This is a genomic window from Cryobacterium sp. Hb1 (assembly GCF_004403585.1).
GTDB classification, from domain to species: domain Bacteria; phylum Actinomycetota; class Actinomycetes; order Actinomycetales; family Microbacteriaceae; genus Cryobacterium; species Cryobacterium lyxosi.
Genome location: NZ_SOHI01000029.1, coordinates 1 through 1,250 on the forward strand (window position 1 = coordinate 1; position 1,250 = coordinate 1,250).

Sequence of the window (1,250 nt, forward strand, 5' to 3'; positions counted from 1 at the left end):
GGCGGATTCAACCGGTCGTCGCAACGATGGGCTTTTCTGGCTCTGATAATAGTCGTTGCATGGCTTGAGCGGGTGTGCTGCCGCCGAGCGTTTTGCGGGGTCGATTGTTGAGTTCGGTGGCGACTTCGAGTAGCCGCTCGGGCGAATGGACGGATAAGTCGGTGCCTTTGGGGAAATATTGGCGGAGCAGACCGTTGGTGTTTTCGTTGGTGCCCCGCTGCCACGGCGAATGCGGATCACAGAAGTAGATAGCCATCTTTGTGGCCAGTGTGATCTTCCGGTGCTGGGCCAGCTCGGTTCCTTGGTCCCATGTCAGAGTCTTAACCAAGTGCACGGGAAGACTTTTAATGGCGGCCAACAGCCCCTCGCGAACCGTGATCGCGCTGTGGTCACCGGGGAGGTGGACGAGCATGGTGAACCGGGTCTGACGCTCCACCAACGTGGCGATCGCCGATCGGCAGTGTGACCCCAAGATGAGATCTCCTTCCCAATGCCCCGGCACGGCTCGGCCCTCAACCTCCGCGGGTCGCTCGCTGATCATGGTCATGTCCGGGATCTTGCCGGAGTTCTTCGCAGCGGGCCGTCTCGGACGCCGGATGGCGCGGCCGGTGCGTAAATGCTGATGCAGATTACCGCGCAAGCCACCCCGCCCGCCCCCATAAAGCGCCTGGTAGATCGCTTCCGGACTGACTCGCATCTCCGGCCGATCGGGAAACACCACAGCCAAATGATCACTGATCTGTTCCGGACTCCATTTCAAGCACAACTTTTTCTGCACCAAAAAAGCCAGCTCCGGATGGTCGAATTTGCTCGCCTTGGGACGACGTCCACGAAGCTCAGCCTGCTTCTGCGCCGCATACGGGGCATACTTCGTCCGTGCCGGCGGGCCAGTCTTGGACCCGCCTCGAGCGAGCTCTCGACTGATCGTGGCAGCAGAACGGCCCACCAGAACAGCGATCGCCCGCACACCGGTGCCACCCAGGTGCAAGTCCGCGATCTGCAGCCGCTCCTCCAAAGACAAGTACCGCCCAGACCTCTCTGCCTCAGGAAGAGGAACCCGCCCACCCGTTGCTTGACGCCAACGCCGTCCAGTTCGTCGATTCACCCCGACAGCATCGCACGCTGCAGTCAGCGTCGAACCTTGAGCCATCAGCTCCCAGAACCGCGCCTGCTTCTCCACCAACTCATACTTCGACCACACGTACAACACCTCACAAAATCGAGTGTTGCGACGACCAGTTGAATCCGCC

General features: G+C 60.7%; 1 protein-coding gene. It reads right to left on the reverse strand.

Annotated elements, in window-relative coordinates:
* Nucleotides 1–7: 7 nt before the first annotated feature.
* On the reverse strand, nucleotides 8–1,150 hold the full coding sequence (locus tag E3T38_RS12940; protein WP_241984475.1) for an IS30 family transposase: 1,143 nt from the start codon (nucleotides 1,148–1,150) through the stop codon (nucleotides 8–10).
* Nucleotides 1,151–1,250 lie beyond the last annotated feature (100 nt).

Bases quoted from the DNA above. Each gene is read 5' to 3' on its own strand.
- E3T38_RS12940 (WP_241984475.1), bottom strand. From the start codon at position 1,150: ATGGCTCAAGGTTCGACGCTGACTGCAGCGTGCGATGCTGTCGGGGTG.